The sequence below is a fragment of the Micromonospora sp. NPDC049049 genome (assembly GCF_040649115.1).
GTDB lineage: Bacteria > Actinomycetota > Actinomycetes > Mycobacteriales > Micromonosporaceae > Micromonospora.
In genome coordinates this window covers 144,196-169,757 of record NZ_JBEZEX010000014.1, presented here as the reverse complement: position 1 = coordinate 169,757, position 25,562 = coordinate 144,196, and the positions used below count along the sequence as shown (strand labels likewise).

At 71.4% G+C, this 25,562-nt stretch carries 20 protein-coding genes; 15 read left to right on the top strand and 5 right to left on the bottom strand.

Annotated elements, in window-relative coordinates; all coding sequences use genetic code 11:
- Window positions 1-4 precede the first annotated feature (4 nt).
- Entirely contained in the window at window positions 5-337 is a 333-nt protein-coding gene (locus AB0B68_RS16920) for a putative quinol monooxygenase (RefSeq protein WP_357198703.1), read from the top strand.
- A gap of 50 nt (window positions 338-387) precedes the next feature.
- On the opposite strand, the gene pdxY is transcribed toward AB0B68_RS16920, so the two are convergent.
- From pdxY to AB0B68_RS16905, 3 genes are all read right to left on the bottom strand, one after another.
- The gene (gene pdxY / locus AB0B68_RS16915) at window positions 388-1,239 is read right to left on the bottom strand and encodes a pyridoxal kinase PdxY (protein WP_357198700.1); all 852 of its coding nucleotides are present in this window, start codon (window positions 1,237-1,239) and stop codon (window positions 388-390) included.
- A gap of 177 nt (window positions 1,240-1,416) precedes the next feature.
- On the bottom strand, window positions 1,417-2,211 hold the full coding sequence (locus tag AB0B68_RS16910; RefSeq protein ID WP_357198698.1) for a serine protease: 795 nt from the start codon (window positions 2,209-2,211) through the stop codon (window positions 1,417-1,419).
- 151 nt (window positions 2,212-2,362) lie between these two features.
- Complete coding sequence (locus AB0B68_RS16905) at window positions 2,363-3,379, bottom strand: LacI family DNA-binding transcriptional regulator (protein WP_357198696.1); 1,017 nt, start codon at window positions 3,377-3,379, stop codon at window positions 2,363-2,365.
- A gap of 254 nt (window positions 3,380-3,633) precedes the next feature.
- Here AB0B68_RS16905 and AB0B68_RS16900 point away from each other — a divergent pair, with 254 nt between their 5' ends.
- The 11 genes from AB0B68_RS16900 to AB0B68_RS16850 all read left to right on the top strand — a co-directional run bounded on the left by AB0B68_RS16900 (window position 3,634) and on the right by AB0B68_RS16850 (window position 17,081).
- Window positions 3,634-5,988, top strand: a complete 2,355-nt coding sequence (locus tag AB0B68_RS16900; protein WP_357198693.1) for an AbfB domain-containing protein — start codon at window positions 3,634-3,636, stop codon at window positions 5,986-5,988.
- Window positions 5,989-6,450: 462 nt separating this feature from the next.
- Window positions 6,451-7,743 (top strand): cytochrome P450, encoded by a 1,293-nt coding sequence (locus tag AB0B68_RS16895; protein ID WP_357198689.1) that lies wholly within the window; start codon window positions 6,451-6,453, stop codon window positions 7,741-7,743.
- A gap of 263 nt (window positions 7,744-8,006) precedes the next feature.
- Window positions 8,007-8,489, top strand: a complete 483-nt coding sequence (locus AB0B68_RS16890) for a helix-turn-helix transcriptional regulator (protein WP_357198687.1) — start codon at window positions 8,007-8,009, stop codon at window positions 8,487-8,489.
- 250 nt (window positions 8,490-8,739) lie between these two features.
- Window positions 8,740-11,139: a nitrate- and nitrite sensing domain-containing protein gene (locus AB0B68_RS16885; protein WP_357198685.1), complete on the top strand. Its 2,400-nt coding sequence runs from the start codon at window positions 8,740-8,742 to the stop codon at window positions 11,137-11,139.
- 16 nt (window positions 11,140-11,155) lie between these two features.
- Window positions 11,156-11,560, top strand: a complete 405-nt coding sequence (locus tag AB0B68_RS16880; protein WP_030490280.1) for a roadblock/LC7 domain-containing protein — start codon at window positions 11,156-11,158, stop codon at window positions 11,558-11,560.
- A 53-nt stretch (window positions 11,561-11,613) separates the two neighbouring features.
- Entirely contained in the window at window positions 11,614-12,807 is a 1,194-nt protein-coding gene (locus AB0B68_RS16875) for an ABC transporter substrate-binding protein (protein ID WP_357198683.1), read from the top strand.
- Window positions 12,804-13,700: a branched-chain amino acid ABC transporter permease gene (locus AB0B68_RS16870; RefSeq protein WP_357198680.1), complete on the top strand. Its 897-nt coding sequence runs from the start codon at window positions 12,804-12,806 to the stop codon at window positions 13,698-13,700. The genes AB0B68_RS16875 and AB0B68_RS16870 overlap by 4 nt, the downstream gene beginning before the upstream one ends.
- Entirely contained in the window at window positions 13,697-14,716 is a 1,020-nt protein-coding gene (locus AB0B68_RS16865) for a branched-chain amino acid ABC transporter permease (RefSeq protein ID WP_357198677.1), read from the top strand. The genes AB0B68_RS16870 and AB0B68_RS16865 overlap by 4 nt, the downstream gene beginning before the upstream one ends.
- Window positions 14,713-15,456 carry an ABC transporter ATP-binding protein gene (locus AB0B68_RS16860; RefSeq protein ID WP_357198674.1) on the top strand — a complete coding sequence of 248 codons (744 nt, stop codon included), beginning with the start codon at window positions 14,713-14,715 and terminating at the stop codon, window positions 15,454-15,456. Before AB0B68_RS16865 ends, AB0B68_RS16860 begins: the two co-directional genes overlap by 4 nt.
- Complete coding sequence (locus AB0B68_RS16855) at window positions 15,456-16,226, top strand: ABC transporter ATP-binding protein (protein WP_355010079.1); 771 nt, start codon at window positions 15,456-15,458, stop codon at window positions 16,224-16,226. Before AB0B68_RS16860 ends, AB0B68_RS16855 begins: the two co-directional genes overlap by 1 nt.
- A 51-nt stretch (window positions 16,227-16,277) precedes the next feature.
- Window positions 16,278-17,081: a methyltransferase domain-containing protein gene (locus AB0B68_RS16850; protein ID WP_357260852.1), complete on the top strand. Its 804-nt coding sequence runs from the start codon at window positions 16,278-16,280 to the stop codon at window positions 17,079-17,081.
- Between the two features lie 422 nt (window positions 17,082-17,503).
- On the opposite strand, the gene AB0B68_RS16845 is transcribed toward AB0B68_RS16850, so the two are convergent.
- A complete protein-coding gene (locus tag AB0B68_RS16845; RefSeq protein ID WP_357260849.1) occupies window positions 17,504-18,445 on the bottom strand; it encodes a hypothetical protein in 942 nt (313 codons plus the stop codon).
- A gap of 298 nt (window positions 18,446-18,743) precedes the next feature.
- Here AB0B68_RS16845 and AB0B68_RS16840 point away from each other — a divergent pair, with 298 nt between their 5' ends.
- From AB0B68_RS16840 to AB0B68_RS16830, 3 genes are all read left to right on the top strand, one after another.
- Window positions 18,744-19,724 carry an ATP-binding cassette domain-containing protein gene (locus AB0B68_RS16840; protein WP_357198665.1) on the top strand — a complete coding sequence of 327 codons (981 nt, stop codon included), beginning with the start codon at window positions 18,744-18,746 and terminating at the stop codon, window positions 19,722-19,724.
- Window positions 19,721-20,548, top strand: a complete 828-nt coding sequence (locus AB0B68_RS16835) for an ABC transporter permease (RefSeq protein ID WP_357260846.1) — start codon at window positions 19,721-19,723, stop codon at window positions 20,546-20,548. The genes AB0B68_RS16840 and AB0B68_RS16835 overlap by 4 nt, the downstream gene beginning before the upstream one ends.
- Window positions 20,549-20,845: 297 nt before the next feature.
- Window positions 20,846-22,363, top strand: coding sequence for a hypothetical protein (locus AB0B68_RS16830; RefSeq protein ID WP_357260843.1), 1,518 nt, complete (start codon window positions 20,846-20,848; stop codon window positions 22,361-22,363).
- 16 nt (window positions 22,364-22,379) lie between these two features.
- Here AB0B68_RS16830 and AB0B68_RS16825 read toward each other — a convergent pair whose 3' ends face one another.
- Window positions 22,380-25,559 (bottom strand): BTAD domain-containing putative transcriptional regulator, encoded by a 3,180-nt coding sequence (locus AB0B68_RS16825; protein ID WP_357260840.1) that lies wholly within the window; start codon window positions 25,557-25,559, stop codon window positions 22,380-22,382.
- Window positions 25,560-25,562: the final 3 nt, after the last annotated feature.

Below are 25,562 nucleotides of genomic sequence, written 5' to 3'. Positions count from 1 at the left end.
GGCCATGATCTTCATTACCGCCAAGTTCCGGGTCCTTGCCGAGCACGCCGACCGGTGGCCGCAGATCGCCGCCGAGTTCACCGAGGCGACCCGGGCGGAGCCGGGCTGCCTGTGGTTCGACTGGTCCCGCAGCGTGGACGATCCCACCGAGTACGTGCTGGTCGAGGCGTTCCGCGACGACCAGGCCGGCGGGGCGCACGTACAGTCGGCGCATTTCCGCGCGGCCCAGGAGACTCTGCCGCCGTACCTGGCCGAGACCCCGCGGATCGTGAACGCCACGGTGCCGCAGGAGGACTGGTCGCTGCTCGGCGAGATGGCCGTTCCCGAGGGCCGCTGACCGCCACCGGTCCGCGACCGTCGGCGACGCAGCCGGTCCGGGACCCGCCGTCAGCGCAGACGGCGGGCGGTGAACCGGGCCGGCGGGTCGGCGATCACGTCCTGCGCCGCGATCAGCTGGATCTCCCGGGTGCCCGCCGCGAGAGTGGCCTCGAGCACCGCGTAGACGGAGGCGATGGTGCGTTCCAGCGCGGTCGCGGGTGAGCCGGTCGTCCACAGGTGGGCGAGGTACAGCGCCGCGGTGACGTCGCCCCCACCGTTCGGGTTGATCGGCAGCAGCGGCGTGGTCACCGCCCAGGCGCCCTCGTCGGAGACCGCCACCACCTCCAGCGAGTCCGGGGGCAGGTCGCCGTGGAGCACGCTGGTCACCAGGACGTGCCGTGGCCCGGTCGCCCGCACCACGTCGACCGCGTCCAGCACCTCGGCGAGCGAGTTCGTGGTGCGACCGGCGAGGAAGTCCAGCTCGAAGTGGTTCGGCGTGATGATGTCCGCACGGGGCACGACGGTGTCCCGTAGGTACTCCGGAATCCCCGGCCGGACGAACATGCCCCGGCCGGCGTCGCCCATCACGGGGTCGCAGCAGTACACGGCGGCCGGGTTGGTCGCCTTCACCGTCGCCACCGCGTCGAGGATCACCGCGCCCACGGCCGGGTCGCCCTGGTAGCCGGAGAGCACCGCGTCGGCGCTGCCGAGGACGCCCCGGTCCTCGATGCCCGCGATCACCTCGGCCACGTCCGACGCCGGGAGCATCGGGCCCCGCCACGCCCCGTAGCCGGTGTGGTTGGAGAAGTGCACGGTCAGGACCGGCCAGACCTCGTGCCCGAGGCGTTGCAGCGGAAAGGCCGCCGCCGAGTTGCCGACGTGACCGTAGGCGACAGACGACTGGATGGACAGGATCTTCACCGGCCCATCATCGCCGCTGCGGAGGACGGCGCACTGACGGCCCGCCGTTTCTGTCGGGTGGCCCACTCGCCGCCCGCGCGTCGGGACGGCACGGACGGGCGACCCGGACCGTGTCGTCCGGGCCGCCCGAGCGGTGGCGGGGCGACCAACGCGCTGGGTGGCCGTCCCGTCGTACGGTCAGCCGCCGAGGCTCGCCGCGGCCGAGGCGATGGACGAGGCGAAGTAGCTCACCTGGGTGTAGACACCCGGGTAGTTGGGCCGGGCGCAGCCGTTGCCCCAGCTGACGATGCCGACCTGGATCCAGGCGTTGGAGGCGTCGCGGCGGAACATCGGGCCACCCGAGTCGCCCTGGCAGGTGTCCGTGCCGCCGCTGGCATAGCCGGCGCAGATCTCCTGGGCGGGAATGAGATCCCCGCCGTAGTTGGCGTTGCAGGTGGAGTCGCTGACGAACGGCACTGTCGCCTTGAGCAGGTACCGCTGCTGGCTGCCGCCCTCGCGGGCGGCGCCCCAGCCGGCCACGGTGAAGGTGCCGCTGTCGTACGCGGTGGTGCTGGCGATCGGCAGCGTGCTCAGTCCGGTGACGGGGCTGGCCAGCCGGATCAGCGCCCAGTCGCGGCCGGCGCCGTTGTAGCCGGGGGCGCGGTAGACGTAGTTGGACCGGACGGTGATCCGGCTGGACGACTGGAGGTCGACCGTCCCGAGCGTCGCGGTGATGCTGGTGTTGGTGCCGGTCGCGCCCACGCAGTGCGCCGCGGTGAGCACCAGCCGGGGGCTGTACAGCGCCCCGCCGCAGCCCATCGAGAGACGGACCATGAACGGGAACTCGCCCTGCGCGGCGCGGGTGCCACCGACGACGTTCGGCGTGATGGGGCTGTCGGCCGCGGCGGCCGGCGCGGTGAGGGTGAGGCTGGCCGCGGTCACCGCGGCCAACGCGGTGGCCAGCAGGCCAGTGAGGGTACGCCAGCGAACCATGCATTCCTCCGCATCAGGATGGCACGCCTCGTGAGCGCACCGCAGTCGAGATAGCGGTCATCATATTGAGGTCTGTGGATCTAGCGGGTCATCCTCTCTGGGTCGTACCACCGGCGGTATGGATCTCGCACGGCGCGCGGGCGACCGGTGGTCAGGCGTCCGGCGTGCCGGTGCTCTCCCGGCGGAGAAGCCGGAACGGTGTCTGCACTGTCAGCGGCCCCGCGACCTCCGCGCCCTCGATGCGGGCGACGAGGCGGCGCACCGCGAGACGGCCGATCTCCCTCTTGTCCGGGGCGATCGTGGTGAGGGTCGGGGCAGTGAACCGTCCCTCCTCGATGTCGTCGATCCCGACCACCGCGACGTCCTCGGGCACCCGGTGACCGGCCTCGGCCAGCGCCCGCAGCGCGCCGATGGCGACCAGGTCGTTGTAACCGAACACCGCGTCCGGCGGATCACCGAGGGCGAGCAGGTCACGCATGGCGCGCATGCCGTCGAGCCGACCGAACGCGTCGGTGCGGGCCACCAGCCGTTGTCGGTACGGCAGGCCGGCGGCCGCCAGGGCCTCCCGGTAACCCCGGACCCGCAGGTGGGCCGACTGCCGGTCACCTCCCGGCGTGGCGCCGATGAACGCGATCCGGCGGCGGCCGATCGCCACGAGGTGCCGGATCGCCGCATGGCTGGCCGCGACGTTGTCGATGGCGATGTGGTCGTGTGGCACGTCGTAGACGCCCTCGCCGATCAGCACGAGTGGGCTGCCGGCCGACCGGGCCAGCACCTCCTCCCGGCCGATGCGCACCGGGCTGAGGATCAGGCCGTCGATGATGCGCTGTCGCGAGCCGTCGAGGAGCGCCATCTCCGCCTCCCGGTCCGCTGCGGTGTTCTCCATGACGAGCGTGTAGCCGAGCACGGCGGCCTCGGAGATGGCGATCTCGGCGAGCTCGGCGAAGTACGGGTTGGTCAGTTCCGGGACGGCCAGGGCGATCAGGCCGGTACGGCCCCGACGGAGGTGCCGGGCGCCGAGGTTGGGGCTGTAGCCGAGTTCGTCGATCGCCTGCTGCACCCGCTGTCGGGTCCGCTCCCCCACCGGCCGGTACCCGTTCACCACGTTGGAGACCGTGGCCAGCGAGACACCGGCGCGCTGGGCGATGTCCTTCAGGTTGACGCCCATCCCCAACCTTTCGCGAATTCGACAGGCGGGCCGACCGGACATTGATGAACAGGCATTGACGGGAGGGTCGGCGCGGCTCTATAACGTTATACAGGTGATGATGGATGTCAATATTCCGCCGCCGTTGGCGCGTGGAAATCCCACCGACATCCGTCGCTGACGCCCGTCCCCCGTCAATGACCACCCGATGCCCACCACCCACGCGCTTCGGGCCTGGCTGCACCGCCCGCGGCGACTCGCCCCCCGGAGACGGCATGACACGTCACGTCCCCATCCGCCCCGCCCTGCCACTGCTGCTCATCCTCACCCTGGTCGCCGGCGTCCTCACCGCGCCCGCCTCGCCGGCGTACGCCGCACCGGCCAAGACGCCACCACTGACCACCCCCTGGACCAGCCAGGCCCTGACCGGCACCCCACTGCCCGAGTACCCGCGACCCCAGATGACGCGGCCGGACTGGCTCAACCTCAACGGCGAGTGGCAGCTACGCCAGTCGACGACCGACGACGCGCCGCAGTTCGGCACCAACCTGCCCGAGCGGGTCAACGTGCCGTTCCCGGTGGAGAGCGCCCTGTCCGGCATCCAGCGGGCCGCCAACGACAACCGCAACTACCTGTTCTACCGACGCACCGTCACCATCCCGGCGAACTGGTCGGGTCGGCGCACCCTGCTGCACTTCGGCGCCGTCGACTGGCAGAGCACCGTCTGGGTCAACGGTGTCCGCGTCGGCGCGCACACCGGCGGCTACGACGCCTTCACCTTCGACGTGACGCCCCAGCTCACCGCCGGGACGAACGAGATCGTCGTCAAGGTCTGGGACCCCACCGACACCCGGCAGAACGGCAGCCTGCCCGCCATCGGCAAGCAGACCAAGACACCCAGCGGGATCTTCTACACCCCCAGCTCCGGCATCTGGCAGACGGTCTGGATGGAGCCGGTGCCCGCCGCCTCGATCAGCAGCGTGGACGTCTACCCGAACCTGAGCAACAACACAGTGCGGGTCCGGGTCTTCACCCGGGGCGACGTGAGCGGCCACAGCGTGCTCGCCGAGGCGCTGAACGGCACCACGGTGGTCGGCTCGGCCACCGGCGGCTTCACCGACTTCAGCGTGCCGGTGCCCAACGCCCGCCGCTGGTCACCCGACGACCCGTTCCTCTACAACCTCCGGGTGACAGTGCGCGGCACCACCGGCGCCACAGTGGACCGGACCACGCACTACTTCGGCATGCGGGAGATCACCACCGGCCTGGTCAACGGGGTGCTGCGTCCCAAGCTCAACGGCCAGTTCGTGTTCCAGGTCGGCACCCTCGACCAGGGCTTCTGGCCGGACGGGCTCTACACCGCGCCCACCGACGCCGCCCTCGCCTTCGACCTTCAGAAACACAAGGACCTGGGCTTCAACATGGTGCGCAAGCACATCAAGGTCGAGCCGCAGCGCTGGTTCTACCACGCGGACCGGCTCGGACTGCTGGTGTGGCAGGACATCCCGTCGCTGACGGCACAGGACGTCAACCCCACCGACGCCCAGCAGGCGCAGTTCGAGGCCGAGGCACGCGAGATCGTCGACGAGCACCGCAGCTCACCCGCCGTGATCGCGTACACGCCCTACAACGAGGGCTGGGGCGAGCGGTCCCTCGCCGACACCCGGCGGGTCGCGCAGAACATCAAGAACCAGGACCCGACACGTCTGGTCAACCCGCACAGCGGCCACAACTGCTGCCAGTCCCTCGGCAACCCCGGCAACGGCGACATCGACGACTGGCACGTCTACCTCGGCCCGGACTCGCCCGTACCGTCGAGCAGCCGGATCGCGGTGCTCGGCGAGTTCGGCGGCCTGGGCCTGCACACGCCGGGCCACGAGTACAGCCCGAGCGGCAGCTTCTTCGCCTACGAGTGGCAGTCCAGCTCGACCGCCCTCACCGACCGGTACGTGGGGCTGGTGCAGGGCACCCAGAACCTGATGCTCGGCAAGGGGCTCAGCGCCTCGATCTACACCGAGATCACCGACCTGGAGGGTGAGCTGAACGGGTTCCTCACCTACGACCGCCAGGTGATCAAAATGGACCAGGCGCGCGTACGCGCCGCCAACACCGCCCTGATCAACGCCTCGAAGACCATCGGCAGTTCGGCACCCGTCGCCCTGCCCGTCAACACCCGCCGGTCGTTGCAGGTGACCACGCCCGGTTTCACCAACCGCTACCTGCGTCACCAGGACAGCCTGGCCTACACGGAGGTGGTCGACGCCGCGAGTTCCAGCCTGCTCAAGGCCGACGCCACGTACACCATCAGGCCCGGCCTGGCCGGTTCCGGTTGCTTCTCGTTCGAGTCGGTCAACTTTCCCGGGCAGTACCTGCGCCACCAGAACTCCCGGGTCCGCAACTCGCCGGACGACGGCTCCGCGCTGCTGCGCGCCGACGCCACCTGGTGCGCCCGCACCGGGCTGACCGGCACCGGCATGTCGCTGGAGTCGTACAACTTCCGGGGCAGGTACCTGCGGCACTACAACGCGGAGGTCTGGCTGAGCAACGGCGCCGGCGGCGACGCGTACAACACGCCGACGTCGTGGACCGCCGACAGCACATGGAACATCGCCACCCCGTGGGCGCCCTGACCGCTGGGCACTGACCGGCCGTCACGACGAAAGAAGGGCGGGGGTTCCGGCGTGGACCGGAACCCCCGCGAGGCGTGGACGGTGTCGCGGGCCGACTCCGCCGAGGCGATTTCATCAGCGCCAGGGTCTTCGGCACGGTCGGTGACCGGGCCCCGGCGTCACTCCTCGTCTCGGGTGTCGTTTCCCCGATCATGAGCGAAAGCGGCGAGTTGATTGCACCGCCCGGCCGGGTCGGCTTCAGGGCAAGGACCGAGCCGCAACTTGCATCCGGCCAGATTCACTCGGCTGTTGCAACACGCAATTATGCCGACCAATAAATAGACGATAAGCAATCTTGACTTGTACGGCCGACCAGCGCACCGTAAAGAGCCAGAGGCAGATGCACGCCATTATCGGCCAGACTGAAGTGGATCGCCAATGGGGCGCTGCCGATTTCGCGCCGCGTGCACCAGGAGGCTTTCCATGCGGTTGAATCCGTTTACCGGGGTCTATCTCGCCGATCCGGCGAGCATGTGGCGGCGCATTCTCGACGATCCTGCCGGGGTGCACTACGCCGAGGATCTGGGCCTGTGGCTGATCAGCCGGCACGCGGACGTCCGACGGGCCCTCGCCGACGCCACGACATTCGCCAACGCCCTCACCCTCGCCCCGGTCTACGAGGTGTGTCCACCGGCGCTGAACGTCATCATGCAGATCGACGCGCCACCCACGACGGCCGCGGCGGACCCACCGACACACCCGCGTACCCGGCGGGCCCTACGGGCGACCTTCGCGAACACCGCCGAGCGGGTCGAGGCAGAGTACGGCGCGATCATCCGACGCCGGGTCGACCAGTTGGTGTCCCGTCTCGCCGCCCGCCAGGGCGACCAGGTCGACCTGATCCCGGAGTTCGCGACCGAGCTTCCCCTGCTGGTGGTCCTGGACATCCTCGGGGTGCCCGACGCCGACATCGGGCGGATCCGGAGTTGGGCGGACGGGCAGATCGCCCTCATCTGGGGGCAGCCGGACCCGGCCGAGCAGGTACGCCTGGCCCAGGACCTGCTGGAGTTCTGGCACTACTGCGAGGATCTGGTCCGCCAGCGGGTGGACAGTGGACACCGGGGCGAGGACTTCATCAGCCGCGCCCTGGACTACCGGGACGACGACGACAGCGTGCTGACGGTGCCCGAGGTGGCGAGCCTCGCCTTCAACCTCCTGGTCGCGGGCCACGAGACCACCGCCGGGTTGCTCGCCCACGCCCTCGACCAGGCCCTCTCCGCTCCCCAGCGCTGGTCGGCGATCACCGCGGACCCGGGGCTCGTCCCCGCCTTCGTGGGTGAGACGCTCCGGTTCGCGCCCGCCATCGACGGCTGGCTGCGGGTGACCACCCGCGATGTCACGGTGGGGACGGTGACGATCCCCGCCGGGGAGCGTTGCCTGCTGTTGATCGGCGCGGCGAACCGGGACCCGGCGGCGTTCCATGATCCGGACCGGTTCGACCCACACCGGGCCGATGTGGGTAATCACCTGTCGTTCGGCCACGGTCCACATTTCTGCATCGGCGCGGGACTGGCGCGACTTGAAGCCATAATCGCCCTCAGCCGACTCGCCGAAGCCATTCCCGAGCTGAGGTTGTCACCGGAGCAACATCGGTCGTACAAACACAATGTCGCGTTTCGTGCGCACCGCACGCTGCTCGCGATAATCGACGTCCCGGCGCCCACCGACGTGCCGGCGGCACGGAACGGCACGACGGCCGAAGTGCGCGCGGGCTGAGCGGGCACCGGCTCCAGCGGTGCTGACCTGCGGACGGGTCGAGGGTGGGGTGGGTCGGCGTCGGCCCGTTTCACCCGGCGCGCCTCAGCGCCAGCGCCGGGTCCGGCGAGAATCTTTCCGGCTTTTCCCGACGATCCATGCCGGTGAACGTCTTCACACCCATCGCTTCCTGGGTTAAGAATTGCCCTCTGTGAATGTTCGGCTCATCGGCCAATCTCGATCTGGCGTCCGCCGCTGAATGTCCGTTCCACGAAGGTGAGCGCATGGAGCACACGTCCCCGTCGAGCTCGGCCCACTCTGCGGCCAGTCAGCGGTTCCGACGGGAGTTGCGCGACTGCCGCGTCCAACGGGGTCTGACCCAACGAGCCCTGGCGGACCTGGTGCGGTTCAGCCGGGAGACGGTCGCGGCGGTCGAGTCAGGTCGCCGGTTCGGCAGTCACGAGTTCGCCCTGCGCTGCGACGACGTGCTCGGCACCGGCGGCCAGTTGGCCGCGCTGTGGCCGCAGGTCGCGGCCGAGCAGTTGGCGGCCGACGGTCGCCGAGGCCCCCGCGCCCCGGAACCGGCTCGACTGGATCAGCAGGTGCCGCGCCAGCACGGCCGGCGCGACGCGCGCGACCCGGGCGCCGTGGTGGACGCGATCGACGAGCTGCGTGAGCTGATCGGCCAGGTGCTCAACGGTCAACCCGAACCGGATGAACCGGAGCGGCGGCACCCGTCGGCCGAACCCCTCGACAACCAGCGCTGACCCGACGAGCCAACTCGACCTCGCGGCGTCACCGGCCGCTGACGTTGGGTACAGATGCTGGTACGGGCAGTTTGTACCACGGCCAGGTCTGGTCTATGAGCGCGGCTTCCGGCCGAATGGGACTTGCATTCGGCAACGTGCGGATAGACCGTCATCGAAGTCGTGGGAGTCAATCTTGGCGTCGAGCACCCGGTCCCACGCGGCCAGACCCTACCCGACCCGCCGACGCGGTTGGAAGATAGCCGGCCGGATGCGGCTCATCGTCGCGGCCCCGCTCGTCGCCGTGATCGGCTTCGCCGGTCTCGCACTGACCGAGAGCGCCCGCCAGACGGCCCGCGCCAGCGACCTGCAGGTCCTGGCCCAGGTCGGTGCCGAGGCCGGTGACCTGGCCTACCGCCTCCAACGCGAACGCATCGCCGCCGCCGACCTGCTCACCTACGCCCGGCCGGAGCAGCAGGACACCTTCGGCGTGGAGATGGCCGCCACCGATGACGCCGTCGCCCGCTACCGCGGGCAGCGTGACCGACTGGCCACCGACAACGGCACCAGCTCGGCTCTCCTGCGGCGCATCGACGCCGCCCTGGACGGCCTCGCCCCGCTGCGCACCCAGGTGCGCACCGCCACGCACGCGTCGGTGTCGGCGATGACCTTCAGCTACCGCATCGCGATCGCCGACCTCATCAACTTCCGGGAGAACGTCTCACACGGCGTGGTGGACGCCCCACTCGCCGACGGGATCCGGGCCTCGGCGGCGCTGTCGAAGACGGCCGAGGCCATCGGTCAGCAACAGGTGGCCGTGCTGCGCGCCGTCGCGGGCGGCGAACTGACCCCGGCCATGCAGCAGGACATCACCGCCGCCCGCACCAGCTACACCGAATCGAGCCTGTCGTTCCTGGCCCTGGCCCCACCCGACTGGAGCATCTGGTGGGAGCAGGCCGGCACCGGCAAGGAGGCGCTGGCCCTGCAACGGATGCAGGACGAGGTGGCCCGGGCCCAGCCGGGGTCGCAACTGAAACTGGAAACCGACGACTGGGTGTCCACCACCCAGACGCGCGCCGCCCGGCTGGCCGACCTGCGCGCCCGGGTCGACAACGCGGTCCGCGACGACGTTCGGGCGGCGCACGCCGACCAGCGCCGCCGCGCCGTCGCCGAGGCGGCCAGTGTCCTCCTGGCCCTGATCCTGACCGCGTTGGTGACCTGGGCCGTCGCACGGCAGATCACCCGACGGCTGCGCCGGCTGCGGGACGCGGCCAACGCCGTTGCCTTCGAACAGCTCCCCGCCGTGGTGGCCCAGCTCCAACAGCCCGGCAGCGCCGCCGTCGACCCACACAAGCTGGCCCATCAGCAGTCCAGTGCCGCCCTCGAACCGTCCAGCGACGACGAGATCGGCGAACTGGGGCAGGCGTTCAGCGCCGTGCACCAGGCCGCCGTGCGGACCGCCGCCGAACAGGCCGTCATGCGCGCCAACACCGCCGACATCTTCATCCACCTGAGCCGCCGCGAACAGCGACTGGTCGACGCCGTCCTGGCCCAGGTCGACCTGGTCGAGCGGGACGAAACCGACCCCGACCGGCTCGACCAGCTGTACACACTGGACAACCTGGCAACCCGGATGGGCCGGATCAACGCCAGCCTGCTGGTGCTCGGCGGTGTCGGCGTGGGGCGCGCACGCCAGCGCGACGTTCCGCTGCAGCAGGTGCTCCAGGCAGCGCTGTCCCAGATCGAGCACTACGCACGGGTCCGACTCGGCATGATCGACGGGGACGTCGCGGTGGCCGCCAAGACCGTCGACGAGGTCGTGCACCTGCTCGCCGAACTCATGGACAACGCCACGACGTACTCGCCGCCGGGCAGCGAGACCTGGGTGAGCGGCCGAAGTCTGGGAGACCGCGTCATCGTCCAGATCAGCGACGAGGGCGTGGGTCTGTCCACGCAGCGGATGCAGCAACTCAACGAGCTGCTGGCGCACCCGCCGGCCATCGACGTGGCCGCCGTACGGGCGATGGGGCTGGTCGTCGTGGGCCAGCTCGCGGCGCGGCTGGGCGTCACCGTCCAACTGCGACGCGGCCCCCGACGCGGCATCCTCGCCGAGGCGACACTGCCCGCGGCGATCATCCGGTCGCTGCCACCGGAGGAGTACCTGCTCGCACCCGGCCGGCTGTCGCGGCGGGCAGCTCGCACACCCAGCCCGCCTCCGCCGTACCAGCCGCGCCCCGAGCCCACCGCCGGCCGCCCACCGACCGAACGAACCCTGCCGGCCGCGCCGGTCTTCCGACCGGCTCCCCCACCGCCGGACCGGGGTGACGCGCCCACCGAGGAGCTGCTCATCTTCGAACAGGTCAACCACTGGTTCCAGAACGACGTCGTCGACGGCCAGAACGGCCAGAACGGTCAGCAGTGGTCCAGTCCCGCCGACGACGCCTGGCGTACCGCCGCCCAGGCCCACACCCCCGAGGTCGCCACGACCACCAACTCCGGCCTGCCCAAACGCCAGCCGCAACGGCACCTCGTGCCTGGCGGTGTGACAGTGCCCCAGCAGCAGCAACGGTCCGAGTACCGCGACCCGGCGCAGGTGGCCACGGCGATGGCCGCGTACGCGCGGGGCGTGGCCAACCGACGGCGCACCCCGATCAACCTCGGAAACAAATGACGCGACAGGAGAGCACGTGACCGACCAACAGGATCTCGGCTGGCTGCTGGACAATTTCGCGGCGCGCGCGACCGAGGTCAGCCACGCGATCGCCATTTCCAGCGACGGCCTGATGGTGGCCGCCACCCGCGACCTGCCACCGGACCGGGCCGACCAGTTGGCCGCCACGGGTAGCGGGCTGGTCAGCCTGCTGCGGGGGGCGGCGGCCTTCTTCGACGCCGGCGCGGTGATCTCGAACGTCACCCAGCTCGAGGGCGGGTTCATGTTCTCCATGGCCTTCAACGACGGCGCCTCGCTGCTGGTGCTCGCCGCGCCCGAGTGTGACGTGGGCAAGGTCTCCTACGAGATGACCGAGCTGGCCAACCGCATCGGGGACGCGCTGACCCCCGCTGCCCGGGCGGCGCTCGCCCGCAGCCGCTGACCACCCCGGCGCCCCCACGCCGGAGACCCCTTCCCCTTCCTCTGGAGTTAGACATGCCTCTCACCACGCCTTGGCGCAGCCGTGCCCTCACCGCCGCGCTGCTCGCCGCCGTGCTGACCACCAGCACCGCCTGCGGCGACGACGCTCCGGGCACGAGCGCCGGCGGCTCGATAAAGATCGGCCTGCTCGCGTCGCTGTCCGGGACGTACCAGGCTGTTGGCACGGAGATCCGCGACGGCTTCCAGCTCTACCTGGACACCCACGACGGCAAGTTGGGCGGCCGGCAGGTCGACCTCGTCGTCGCGGACGAGGGCAACGGCGCGCAGACCGCCGTCCCGGCCGCGACCAAGCTGCTCAAGCAGGACCGGGTGTCCGCGCTCACCGGCATCGTCGGTGGCGGCTCGGTCGCCGGCGTCACCCCTCTGCTCAACGAGACGAAGGTGCCACTGGTCGGCTCCAACGGCCGGCCGGAGCTCAAGGACGTCTCCCGGGTCTGGCACACCTCGTACCTCTCCGACGAGCCCGGGGCGGCGATCGCCCAGCACGTCCGCGACAACGTCAAGGGCTCCGTGTACGCGATCGGCCCGGACTACCAGGGCGGTTGGGACGAGCTGCGCGGCTTCACCGACGCCTTCGGCAAGATCGGTGGGAAGCTCGCGAATGCCGACGGCAAGACGACCTTCACTCCATTCCCGGCCACCACCAACTTCCTGCCGTACTTCGCCCGCATCAAGGCCTCCGGCGCGGCGGCCGTCTACACGTTCTACGCCGGCAGCGCCGCCGTCGACTTCGTGAAGCAGTACGCCCAGTCCGAGATCAAGGACATCCCGTTGTACGCGGCCGGGTTCCTCACCGAGGGCGGTGTGCTCAACGCGCAGGGCGAGGCCGCCCGGGACATCTACTCGGTGCTCAACTACTCGCCCGACCTCGACAACGCGGAGAACCGCGCCTTCGTGGCCGCGTGGAAGGCGAAGCACGACGGTTCGCCGACGACCTATGCGCTGGCCTCGTACGACGCGGCGGCGGTGCTCGACCGGGCGATCGGCGCGGCCGGAAACGACCCGACCCCCGAGGCCATCAATACGGCCATCGGCCAACTCGGCCAGATCGCCAGCCCGCGTGGCACCTGGCAGTTCTCCACCACCACGCACTCTCCCGTGCAGAAGTGGTACCTGCGGCAGGTCCGCCAGGACGGCCGAGCGCTGTCCAACACCGTCGTGGGCGACCTCGCGACCGTCGGCCGGTGATAGTGGTGGCGGCCGGCACGAACCGGATCGACCCGTACCTGATCCCGGCGTTGGACGGAGTCGCCTACGGGCTGCTCGTGTTCGTCGCCGCCTCGGGCCTGGTCTTCTGTTTCGGCGTCGCCAACATCCTCAACCTGGCGCACGGCCTGCTCTACGCGATCGGCGGGTACACCGCGGCGGCGATGCTCGACGGCGGCTGGGCGAGCCTGGCGTTGGCGCTGACTGTCGGTGTGCTGGCCGCCGCCGCGACGGGGGTGCTCCTGGCCGGCCTGCTCACACCGGTCGCCACCGGCAATCACCTGAGTCAGGCGCTGCTGACGTTCGGGGTGGCGCTGGCCGGCGGCAGCCTGCTCGTCGCCGGCTTCGGGCCGGACAACCCGCAGGTTCAGGTGCCCGCAGCCCTGGAGGGGTCGGTGATGGTCGCCGGTCACCGCTACGCCGCGTACCGGTTGGTCTTCATCGTCGTCGCGGCGGTGCTCGCCGCCGCCCTCTACCTGGTGGTGCGACGCACCAGGGCCGGGATGCTGGTCCGGGCGGCGGTCGACGACCCGGAGATGGTCGCCTGTCTGGGCGTGAGTCCGGCACGGATCCGGGCCGGTGTGCTCGCCGCCGCCGGCGCGCTGGCCGGCGCGGCCGGGGTCCTGGGCGCGCCCATCATCGGCCCCGGCACCGGCACCGCCGACACGGTGCTGCTGCTCTCCCTGGTGGTGGTCGTCCTCGGCGGTCTCGGGTCGATGGCGGGCACCCTGCTGGCCGCGCTCGCGATCGGCGAGATCCAGACGTTGGGCGTGGCGCTGCTGCCGTCCGCCGCGCCGTTTCTGCTGTTCGCGGCCATGGCGGCCGTGCTGGCCGTGCGGGCGCGTGGCCTGGCCGGCAGGTGGAGAGCGGCATGAGGGGCGAGGTGATTCGGCGAGTTCGAGGCGGCGTCGCGGCGCTCGTCCTGGTCGGCCTGGTCGTGGCGCCCTGGGTGGTCGACGACTACACCACGGCGATCCTCGCCCGGACGCTGGCGCTGGCAGTGGTCGGGGTGAGCGTGGCCCTGCTCACCGGCGTCGCCGGCATGCCCACCCTCGGCCAGACCGCGCCGTACGCGGCCGGCGCCTACGCCTGCGCCGTGGTCGGCAGCCGGGTCTCCGATGTCGGCGTCGTGCAGCTCGTCGTCGCGGCGGCCGCCGGGGCGCTGCTGGCCGCGCTCACCGTGCCGCTCGTCGTGCACGCCCGCGGGGTGATCGTCCTGATGATCACTCTGGCCATCGGTGAACTCGTCGTCATCGTCCTGGGGCGGTGGCGGTCGGTGACCGGTGGCACGGACGGGCTGGCCGGCATCCCCGCGGTCCGCCCGTTCTGGGGGCTCCCGGCCCTGGCCAACGACCAGGCCCGTTACCTGTACGCCCTGGTCGTCGTGGCCACGCTGGTCGGCGCGGTGCTGGTGCTGCTGCGTACCCGGGCAGGGTTGGTGCTGCGTGCCGGCCGCGACGACGAGACGCGGTTGCGGGCCAGCGGTCACCGGGTGGCGTTGCACCTGTCCGGCGCGCACATCGCCGCCGGAGCCATCGCCGGCGCCGCCGGCTCGCTCCTGGTCGTCGCCCAGCAGTACATCTCCCCCGCCGACTTCGGCTTCGACACCTCAGCGCTGCTGCTGCTCGGTGTCGTCATCGGTGGCACCGCCTCGGTGGGTGGCGCCCTGGTGGGTGCGGCGTTGGTCATCGCCGTCCGGGACTGGCTGTTCGGGGTGCTGCCCGGCCATGCGCCACTCGTGCTGGGCGTGCTGTTCGTGGCGACTGTCTACCTGCTGCCCACCGGTGTCAACCGGGCCCGGGGTCGGCTGCGCCCACCGGGCGCCGCGACGCCACAGCCGGACCAGCCAGCCGCCCATGACCAGGCCGAGGTTGCGGAGCTGCACCGATGACCGGCCTGTTGGAAGCCCAGAAAATCAGCGTGCGGTACGGCTCGCTCGCCGCACTCGACGGCGTGGACCTGTGCATCCACGACGGCCAGCGGCACGCGTTGATCGGCCCGAACGGGGCCGGCAAGACGACCCTGCTCAACGTCCTCGGCGGGTCCACCCGGCCGCAACGCGGCAGCGTGCGGTTCGACGGACGGGACGTCGGTCGACTCGGCCCGGCGGCCCGGGCCCGGCGGGGCATCAACCGTATCCACCAACGACCGGCGGTCTTCCCGACGCTCACCGCGACGGAGAACGTCGTGGTGGCCGCGCTGCCACGGATCATTCCGGGCGGCCGGTGGTGGCCGGGCGGCCGCCGACGCGCGGCACAGCGCCTGGCCGGTCCGCTGCTGGAGCAGATGGGGCTCAGTGCCGTCGCGGCGGTGCCCGCCGGGCACCTCGCGCACGGGCAACGACGCCAGTTGGAGATCGCGATGGCGATGGCCGGTCGCCCTCGCCTGCTGCTCCTCGACGAACCGGCGGCCGGGCTGTCCGCCGTCGAGGTCGGCCGGCTGGTCGAGGTGCTCCAGGCGCTGCCCAGGGCGGTCGCCGTGTTGCTGGTCGAACACCGACTGGACCTGGTGTACGCCCTCTCCGACACGGTCACGGTGCTGCGCGACGGTCAGACGTTGGCCGCCGGCACACCGGACGAGATCCGTACCTCGCCGCTGGTGCGGCAGGCCTACGCCGACGGGGTGGCCTGATGCTCACTGTGGATCGTCTCTGCGCCGGCTACGGCGGGGGAATCGTCCTGCACGAGGTCAGCCTGCGGGTACGCCCGGGCAGCATCCAGGCCGTGGTGGGCCGCAACGGGGCGGGCAAGAGCACGCTCGTGCACACCATCGCCGGGCTGGTGCGAGCGTCCAGCGGTCGCATCGAGATCGGCGGCGTGCACGTCGCCGGCCGACAACCGCATCGCATCGCCCAGTCCGGCGTCGGTCTCGTCCCGCAGGGCCGACGGGTCTTCTCCCGGCTGACAGTGGCCGAGCACCTGCACCTGGCAGCCGCGCCGTGGCGGGCCCCCACCTCCGGCGGCGAAGGCTGGACGGTCGCCCGCACCCTGGAGTTACTGCCGAGGCTGGCGGTGCGGCTGCGGCACCGCGGCTGCGAACTCTCCGGTGGCGAGCAGCAGATGCTGGCGATAGCCCGTGCGCTGCTCGGCCAACCCCGGGTGCTGCTGCTCGACGAACCGTGTGAGGGGCTCTCGCCCGATCTGGCGGCGCGGGTCCGCGAACTCGTCAACGGTCTCGCCGCCGACGGCCTGACAGTGCTGCTCGTGGAGCAGCAACTCCAGTACGCCATCGAGCTCGCGGACCGGGTGGCGGTGCTGGAGTACGGCCGGGTGGTCTACGACCGGCCGACCGCGGAGGCCCGCCGCGATCCGGCCCCACTGGCGGCGATGTTGAGCGTCGCCGCCGTTGCGCCGCCCCCGGCCAACCGGGCGACCCCTCGGCTCTGGGCCGACACCCCGTAGTCACCCGACCATTCTCGAGTCACCCGACCCTCCACGGAGAGGTAGACACCGATGACAACCGCTACGAGCGACGACACCTATACCTTCGACAACGGCGCACCGGACGCCGTTCCCCAGATGCACGCGCTGGAGTCCTTCCTGGATCCGATCACGACGCGTCGGCTGGCCCGCCCGGTGCTGGAGCCCGGCGCGACCTGCTGGGAGGTCGGGGCCGGTGGCGGCTCGATGGCCCGGCGGATGGCCCGCGCGGTCGGCGACGACGGGCACGTGCTGGCCACCGACATCGACCCCACACACCTGGTGGCCGAGGGCAACCTGCACGTACGCCAGCACGACGTGCGCACCGAACCGCCACCCGGGGACGCGTTCGACCTGATCCACGCCCGGCTGGTGCTGCTGCACCTTCCCGATCGACGACGGGTCCTGCGTACCCTCACCGGCGCGCTGGCGCCCGGCGGGTGGCTGGTGGTCGAGGAGTTCGACTGCACCGCGCCGCAGCGGGTGTTGACCGCGCCCAGCGACGACGCAGCGAAGCTCTTCGCGCAGGTCATGGACGCCATGATGGGTGTCCTGGAGGACCACGGCGCCGACCTGGGATGGGCGCAGGACGTCCACACCGAGATGGCCCTCGCCGGTCTGACCGACCTGGACACCATCACCCACTCGCAGAGCTGGGCCGGCGGGTCGACCGGAACATCGCTCTACGAGACCAACTCCCGCCAGTTGGAACCGGACCTGCTGGCTGCCGGGCTGTCGCCCCAGCAACTCAACGCCTTCCGACGGCTGCTCCGTGACCCCGGGTTCGCCGTCATGTCGTACCACTTCGTCTCCACGCGGGGCCGCCTGCCGAGCTGAGCACGCGGACCACCGCGCGGAGCGCGGTCACGCCGTCCGTACCTCTCCCGTGCGCAGCACCTCCCCCCGCTTCGCCCCGGACAGCTCTACGACGACGCCGACCGCACCGGCCGGGCTCCCCCAAAGGGGAGCCCGGCCGCCCCACGCCCTCACGCCCGGCGCCCCGCGCCCTCACGCCCCACGCCCGTGCCCCGCCGATCTTGCAGTTTCGGTTGCCGATACGCGTGGAACGATCCCTATGTCAGGACAGAAAGTGCAAGATCGCGGCATGGGGGCGGGCCCGGCCCGTGGATCATGGAGTTGTGGTGCCTGAATTGTTGCCATTCACGGCTTTTGTTGACCACCACAAGTCCATGATCGACGACGGTGGGGCGGGTTACTGGACCGTGACGCGACGCGACGGTGGTCCGGACCGCCCCGGCTCAGCGCGGAGCGGTCTCCTGGTCGGCCAGCACAATCAGGTCGTCGGGGCGGGCCGACAGCGGCGCCGTCGCTCCGTCGAGCCACACCAGATAGCCCACCGGCGGACCGGACGAACCCCAGCGGGCACCGATGATCGTGGCTGACCGCCCGTCGTGCGGCGGCGTGAGCAGGCGTACGCGGGTGCCCGGCGCGTGTCCGTCGTCGGCGACTATCAGCAGCGCGTCGAGGATCTGCCGGACCCCGGCGACGGGCAACCCCGGAACGTACGGCTCGCCCGCGTGTCCCAGACGCGGGGTCATCATCGTGCCCAACAGCGCGCTCTGCCGGATAGCCTCCTGCCGGACCTGCCCGTCCACGCTGCGTCCGGCCACGATCAGCGCCTTCTGGATGCGCGACCAGAGGGCCAGTGGCTCCTGGTCGAGCAGGCGGCGGGCCTCCCTGTCGACTTCGGCGCACGCCGTGTCGAGTGCGGTGTCCTCGCCGAGTTCGGCGATCCAGGCGAGGTCGCCCACCTCCGGCAGCAACCCCGGCGACTCGGCCACGATCACGATGTACAGCATCGCGAGCAGTTCCTCGCGGCCCTCGCCGTGATAGAGCGAGCCGACCCCGCTGCCGGTACGCCCGCGGCTGGGCGGGAACCGCTCGACGAGGTGCCGCGCACGCCCATGAGGCAGGGCCGCGGCCCGCCTGGTGTCCGACACCCGCTCCTCGAACGACCGCCGCTCACGGCGTTCGACGAGGAACTGGCGATGCGGGTCGAACCCGATCGGATAGATCGTCCGCCCGTACCTGGAAAGGGTTTCGCCGGGCCGAAGGCCGACCGACTCAAGCTGCCGGGCCGCCTCCGAGTAGGCAACGCCAGCCCGCGCTGCGTGCTCCCGGATGGCGCGTTTGCGGGCGCGTCCCGGGGCCGGGGTCCGTCGGGGGGTGGGATCAGACATGACGCCTCCGGTGCAGCCCCACGCACTCCACCGAACGGACGGCGTGACCGGCACGCCGAGAGTCGACACATCGGCGCGGAGTCGGAGACTCTTGGCCCCAAGCATGTGGTCGGGCGTGGGCCACCACATCGGGCGCTGGCAGGCGCTCTGCCGTGGCCAGCATATCGTGACGCCGACCGTCGGTGTGGACGCGCACACCCTGGCCGCCCTCACCCTCGACGACTGCGGTGTCAGCCCGTGTCAGCCGATGTCGGTGGCGTGTCGGGGCGGTGTCAGCGGGCGGGCGCAGGCTGTACGCATGACAGCTGACCTGGTGATCGAGGCCGAGGGCCTCGTGAAGACGTTCGGGAAGACGAGGGCGCTGCAGGGCGTGGACCTCGCCGTGCCCCGGGGGACGGTGCTCGGGGTGCTCGGCCCCAACGGCGCCGGTAAGACGACCGCCGTTCGCATCCTCTCCACCCTGCTGACCCCGGACGGCGGAACCGCCCGGATCGGTGGTTTCGACGTGGTACGGGACGCCGAACGCGTTCGGCAGAGCATCGGACTGACCGGCCAGTACGCCTCGGTCGACGAGGACCTGACCGGTCGGCAGAACCTGGAGCTGTTCGGCACCCTGCTGGAGCTGGGGCGCAGCGGCGCCCGGCGGCGGGCCGCCGAGCTGCTCGACTGGTTCGACCTGACCGATGCCGCGAACCGGCAGGCCAAGACCTACTCCGGTGGCATGCGGCGACGGCTGGACCTGGCCGCCAGCCTCGTCGGCTCGCCCGACGTGATCTTCCTGGACGAGCCGACGACCGGGCTCGACCCGGCCAAACGCGAGGACATGTGGGGCGTGGTCCGAACGCTTGTCAGCAACGGCTCGACAGTGCTGCTCACCACGCAGTACCTGGAGGAGGCCGACGCGCTCGCCGACGCGATCACGGTGATCGACCACGGCCGGGTGATCGCACACGACACACCTGACGGGCTCAAGCGGGTGGTTGGCGGGCAGACCCTGGAGGTCCGGCCGTCCGACCCGGCGCACCTGCCGCGTACCGCGGAGATCCTGACCCGGGTCGGCTCCGGCGCGCAGGCCGACGAGACCCGCAAGGGCGTGCTCGCGGTGCCGGTCACCGACGACGCGGCTCTGACCGAGAGTGTCGCGCGCTTCGCCGCCGCCGGCATCGCGGTCACCGAACTCTCCCTGCACCTGCCGAGCCTCGACGAGGTGTTCTTCACCCTCACCGGGCGTACGGCATCGGAAGACGACACCACCCGCCCCACGGAGGTCGCGGCATGAGCACTCTGACCGACGCACCACCCACCCGGAACCGGGCGCTGTCGACGATCACGGCGCACCCGCGACCGTTTCGACTGGTCCGGCACTCGTTGGCACTCGCCAAACGCAGCCTCATCAAGACCTGGCGTACGCCCGAGGCGCTCATCGACGTCACCCTGCAACCGGTGCTGTTCCTCATCATCTTCGTGTACGTCTTCGGCGGCGCGGTCGCCGGCTCGACCCACGACTACCTGCAGTTCCTGCTGCCCGGCATCCTGGCGCAGACGATCGCGACAGGCGCCATCGCGATCGGCGTCAACCTCAACACCGACATCGCCAAGGGCATCTTCGACCGGTTCCGGTCGTTGCCGATCCCCCGCTCCGCCCCACTGGTCGGCGCGGTCCTCGGCGACGTCGTCCGGTACGTGATCGTCACCGTGTCGACCCTCGCGATCGGCTACGTAATGGGTTTCCGGATCGAGACCGACCTGTTCCGGGCCATCGCCGGGTGTCTGCTCGCGGTGCTGTTCGCGCTCTGCCTGAGCTGGCTGCCGGTGCTGGTGTCGATGAAGGTGCGGACCGCGGGTGCCGTGCAGGGTGTGATGTTCGCGTTGATCATGCCGCTGAGCTTCGCGTCCAATGTGTTCGTCGGCGCCGACACGCTGCCGGGCTGGATGCAGGCGTTCGTGGACGTCAACCCGATGACCCACCTGGTGGCGTCGGTGCGCGGGCTGTTCCTCGGCACCCCGCTGGACAACCACGTGTGGTGGACGCTCGCCTGGTGCGCCGGCTTCGTCGCGGTGTTCATGCCGCTGGCGCTGCGGGCGTACCGGAAGAAGATCTGACCTGGTCACGGCGTCGGCACCTCGACCTGCCGGCGCCGTGGCCGAATGCTGGCCCGGCGGGATGCACCGCCGACGGCAGCAACACCCGGACGGCGTCAGTCGTCGCGCCCGACACCACGATCGGGCGCGGACATGTCGCCCGTCCGGGGCGTGCCGTCGGCCCGCGAACCATTGACCGGGGTCGGGGCGTCCGCCATGATTCCCCTCAACTCAATACTGACAACCGTCGCTGCGCATTCACTGGTGATGCGAGGCGGCGGTCGCGCGTCGGCGTCTCACGGGGGAGATCGTTGCCGGATGACCATGTCCAGAGTCAGGGCTGCCACCACATCGGAATCTCGGGCGCAGGCGGCCGAGGGCGACAAACCGGATGATCGGCGACTGACCGTCGGTCGTCGCCGCCTGCTCACCGGTGGGTCCATCGTCGCCGCGTCGCTGGTTGGCCAGAGCCTCCTCGGCAGCCCCGCACTGGGGGCGGCGGGCACCGAGCTGTCCGTCGGAAAGGTGGAGATCACTCCGTCGGCGGACGCGTACCTGGCCGGTTACGGCGTCGATACGCCCCGCCAGGCGACCGGGACCGCTGCCCCGCTGTTCGCGCGGTGCACAATCCTGTGGCACGAGGGCGTGCCCCACGTCATCGTCACCGCCGATGTTCTCGGCTTCGCACGTGGCCTGCACCGGTCGATCCGCAGCCAGGTGGTCGCTCTCGGGCTGGCGTCGGAGAACTTCGCCCTGACGGCCACGCACACACACAACGGTCCAGTGCTCCCCGACAAACTGGACCCGTTCATCTCGTACGGGATGAATTCCACTCTGCAGGCACAGGTGCGTGCCTACGGCGACCAGTTGGCCACGAAGATCGTGCAGCTGGTCCGGGACACACTTGAGGGCCCACGAACGGCGTGCACCCTCGACTACCAGGTCGTCGACCAGCACTTCTCGAAAAACCGGGAAAGTCTGCCGTACGTCGAGTCGGACGTACCTGTCCTGACGGCCCGTACGCCGGGTGGTGAGCCGCTGGCGGTGCTGTTCAGCTACGGGTGCCATCCGGTAGTGGCGGGGCGGCAGACCATGTTCGACCCGGACTACCCGGGGGACGCGGTCACCCGGATCGAGCAGGCGACCGGCGCCTTCGCCCAGTTCCTTCTCGGGCCGGCCGGCGACCAGAACCCTGACGGCGCGCGGGGTTGGGCCCAGCGGAGCCTGCGGGGCGCCGAGCTCGCCCAGGCCGTCACGACGGCGCTGCTGCGGCCGGGACGCCCGGTCGCCGGCCCGACGACAACCCACTACCGGGAGGTGAGCCTGCCGCTGGATGTGACGCTGACCGCGGGCAATCTTCGGGACGTGTCCGCGGCCTACGCCGTGCGGTCGAACAACCTTTCCCTGCCGGGTTACTACCGGCGGCACGCGCAGCAGATGATCGCGCAGATCGACGCCGGGACGTTCGCGACGTCGATTCCGGTGCCCCTGCAGTCCTGGAGGTTCGCCGGCAGCCCGGACCTTCGGCTGCTGCTGGCCGGTGGCGAGATCGTGTCCGGATACGCCGTCTACTTCCGGGCGCGATACGGCACGTCGAGCCAGCTGCTGTTCGCCGGCTACGCGAACGAGGTACCCGCGTACCTGCCCAGCGACGAACTGCTGCGGAGACCCGAGACGTACGCCGGCGGGATCGACACCGACTTCCCGGGCATCGCCGGCGGCTCGATGACGGTCTACGGCTGGTTGGGGCACCTCAAGGGAAAACCGACCGCCACCTCTCCCGACGGGGCGGAACAGATCCTCATCAGAGCGATCACCGCGGCACTGGCGGCCTAGCAGACTCCACCAGGCGCTAGGCGAGCAGGTCGTCCATCAGCTCGCGGAGCCGGGCGAGGGTCGCGGAGACCGACCGCCCGCGCCACACGGCCACCAATGGCTCACGTTGCTCCTCGTCCCCGAGGGCGGCGTTGAGTCGTTCGGCGTCGCCGGGCGGGAAGAACGTCCCGGCGTGGGTGCCGATGCGCGTCGCGAGCGCGAACAGCTCGCGAGCCGCCGCAACGTCGCCCCGGTGCGCGGCGAGTTCGGCGCCGCCCTGCGCCCATGCCCCGATGACCGGCAGGTCCCGTGAGGAGAGCGCCTCGTCGCTGGCGAGGATCAGTGCGGCGGCCGCGCGCGCGTCGGCGTTCTCTCCCGGCACCGGTCGCACCTGCGCCACCCGCAGGTGCAGGACCGCCACCGCGACCCGGAGCATGGCGCGTGGCTGTGGCGGCGGGCCGGTCCAGCCGGCCAGGATGCGGATCACCCCGTCGCCGTACGCCCGGGCTTCGTCGTACCGCTCGCGCTGCCACGCCACGTGGGCCAGCCCGAGGCACGCCACCGCGGCGTCCACGGCCTCGGCTTCGCCCGGCGCCGCCGTCTCGACCAGCCGCCGCTCGGCGTCCGGGTCGCCGGCGAGGGCGAGCTGCACGTCCAGCCGCACCCGGATGGACCGGGCATCCTGCGTGGCACCGATCAGCTCCATGTGGCGGACGCTGCGCGCGAGCCACTCGGCGGACCGGGCACCCTCGCCCGGCACCAGGAACTGCCCGACGGCACCCGCCGCCATCGCCATGCCCCACTGGTCGCCGGCCATCTCGAAACGACGGTAGGCCTGCTCGGCGTCGACGATCGACGCCTCGTGCATGCCACCGTTCTCCCGGACCGCGGCGCGGGCGAACAGGCCGAGCCCCTGCACGTACGGGTCGGGGTGCCCGACCATCTCGACGGTGCCCTTCATGCTCTCCTCCGGGTCGACGGCGTCGAACAGGGGTAGCGCAGTCGCGATAACGGTCAACCGGGACGACACCTCGTCCGGCCGGTCGGCGAGAACTGTCCGAAGTGCCCGACGGGCGAGCACTGCGAGCCGGAGGTCGCCGCTGATGCCGGCGTTGACCCCGGTCAACAGGCACATCCAGGCCAGCCGGTCGGCGTTGGGCAGCGGTCTGCCGCTGCGGCGGCCGTACGTGATCGCGGAGTGGAGCCGTCGCTTCGGGTCCTCGACGTGCAGGAGACCCGCCGCCCACCCGGACACTTCCAGGTGCAGTCCCCGAACCGCCCAGAGGTGGAACAGCGCGGTGGCGACCTCGACGGCGGCCGGCTCGTCGTCCTGCCCGAGTGCCCAGCGCAGACCCGCGACCAGGTTGTCCTGCTCGTCGGCGCAGCGGGTGAGCGCGTCGATCTGACCGGGGCCGACGAACTGGTCGGCGAGCGCGACCGCCTGCTCCCGCGCCCACTCGACCAGGCCGCCCATGGCCGGACCCCGTGCACCCACCGCGTCGAGGCGGGCTTCGCCGTACTCGCGGACCGTTTCGAGCATGCGGTAGCGCGGTGGACCGTCCCCCTCGACGAGGGTCAGCAGGGACTGTTCCACGAGTGTCGCCAGTCCACGACGGACATCCGAAGTCTGGGCGACCGCCGCGGCGAGGCCCGCGGTGAACGGCGCGGGGATGACCGCGACCCGCTGGAGCAGGTCACGGTCGTCCTCGGCGAGTAACTCCCTGCTCCAGTCGACCATCGCCCACAGGCTCGCGTGGCGCTCCGGCAGGCCGCGCAGGGCGTCGTCGAGCAGCGCGAAGCGGTCGCTCAGACCGGCGAGGACGTCGTCGATCGGCATGCTGCGCAGTCGCGCGGCGGCGAGTTCGAGTGCCAGCGGCAGGTTGTCGAGCCGGTGGCACAGAGCGAGTGCCCGCGTCGTGTCCCAGGTGGGCACCGCGCCACCGGCCCTCGCCCGGGTCTCGATCAGGGCGAGCGCGTCGCTGTCCGGCAGGGCGGTCAGCCGGTGGACCAGTTCGCCGGCCAGGCCCAGCGGTGCCCGGCTCGTCGCGAGCACGGTGACCTCGGGCGAGGTCACCGCGACCAGGTCCGCGACGACGGTGGCCACCGCGTCGAGGACGTGTTCGCAGTTGTCCAGCACGACCAACCCGTCGAGGTCGGGTGCCACGGCGCGAAGCCGTTCTGCGGGGTTGAGCACCCGCCGCTCCAGGCCGAGGTTGCCGCCGGTCGCCGAGGTGTCCGCACCCCCGAGGGCCGCGAGCACCGTGGGCAGCACCTCGTCGGACGAGCGCAGGCCGGCCAGTTCGATCACGCGTACCGACTGCCCGGCCGCCGCCGCGCGACGCGTCACCTCGGCGGCAAGACGGGTCTTGCCCGCGCCGCCGGCTGCCACGATCGTCACCAGAGGCGCGTCGGCGAGTCCCTCCACCACTGTCGCGACGTCGCGTTCCCTGCCGACGAGGGCGGTCATCGGCCGACGCCACGCGGCGGGCAGGGCGATCCGCATCGGCTGCCGGGGCGAGGGCTCGACGGCCGGGGTGGTCAGCTCGCCGCGCAGCAGCGCCAGGTGGACCTGTGTGATCACGGGTGATGGGTCGGTGCCGTAGCGGTCGGCCAGGTCGGCGCGCAGCCGCTCGACCACCTCCAGCGCCTCCGCCTCCCGCCCCTGGGCGGCGAGCACCCGGACGAGCAGGGCGGCGGAGGGCTCGTCCGGCGGTGTCCGCGCGGCGAGTCGGCCCAGGTCGACCTCGTCGTACGGGCCCGCGCCGGCGAGTGCCGCCTGCGCGCGCAGCGCGGCGACCTCCGCGAACAGGCGGGTGTCCTCGGCGCTGACCAACTCGGGCACCTCGGGGAACAGGGCCCGCGCCTGATCGGCCAGGCCGCGGGCGGCACGGACGTCACCGCACCGGAACACGGTGCCTGCCTGTTCGACGAGCGCGCGCGCCTCGACCGCGTCGACGGTGATCTCGTCGGCGGGCAGCCGATAGCCGCCCGGCACCGCGACCACGGGCAGCCCGAGGCGACGTACCCGGGACACGAGCGCCTGGACGGCGCCGGTCGCGTCGTCGGGCGGCACGCCGTCCCAGACGGCGTCGACGAGCAGGCTCACGGAGACCGCTCGCCCCCGCGCGTCGACGAGCGCGCGAAGCACCGCCGCGAGCCGTTCACCTCGAACGGGCTTGCCGTCGACGGCGAGTGGGCCGAGGGTCGCGATGTGCACGGA